The sequence below is a fragment of the Halomonas sp. DP8Y7-3 genome (assembly GCF_019801675.1).
GTDB lineage: Bacteria > Pseudomonadota > Gammaproteobacteria > Pseudomonadales > Halomonadaceae > Halomonas > Halomonas litopenaei_A.
Genome location: NZ_JAHVIO010000015.1, coordinates 1 through 618, shown reverse-complemented (window position 1 = coordinate 618; position 618 = coordinate 1). Strand labels below are relative to the sequence as shown.

The following is a 618-nucleotide window of genomic DNA, read 5'->3' as shown; positions in this document are numbered from 1 at the left end:
TAACTTCGGAGGGCGATCACCACGGTGTGGTTCATGACTGGGGTGAAGTCGTAACAAGGTAGCCGTAGGGGAACCTGCGGCTGGATCACCTCCTTAATCGACACGTCGCTGACTGTCGGTAAGTGCTCACAATGAATTACCTGATCAAGCAAGAGCAATGACTGTTTGGGTTGTTTACAGGCCCAACGTGGCAAATGGGTCTGTAGCTCAGTTGGTTAGAGCGCACCCCTGATAAGGGTGAGGTCGGCAGTTCAAGTCTGCCCAGACCCACCATTTGTCAGACTGGCGAACGTCAGTGCAAAGATTGCATGGGGCCTTAGCTCAGCTGGGAGAGCGCAACACTGGCAGTGTTGAGGTCAGCGGTTCGATCCCGCTAGGCTCCACCATCATCCCTTGGATGACAGTCATTGAAAGAAGTTCTAAGCAAGATGCTTGCATCGCTGCTCGATAATTCGGGACGGCGATTTTCAAGTCTCTCGCTTAGAGTTTCGACTCTAACGCTCTTTAACAATGTATATCATGCTGACAAAGTAAGATACGTCTCAAGCGTATCCGGCAATTGTCGTGACATCATCGATTGACAGACCTTTTGGGGTTATATGGTCAAGCGATGAAGCG

Annotated in this window: 2 tRNA genes and 1 rRNA gene; all 3 read left to right on the top strand. The window is 50.6% G+C overall.

Going from position 1 to position 618, the window contains the following annotated elements:
* A 16S ribosomal RNA gene (locus tag KUV86_RS16595) occupies positions 1–96 on the top strand; the annotation flags it as partial.
* 100 nt (positions 97–196) lie between these two features.
* A tRNA-Ile gene (locus KUV86_RS16590) sits at positions 197–273 on the top strand.
* A 37-nt stretch (positions 274–310) separates the two neighbouring features.
* A tRNA-Ala gene (locus KUV86_RS16585) sits at positions 311–386 on the top strand.
* The last annotated feature ends 232 nt before the right edge of the window (positions 387–618 follow it).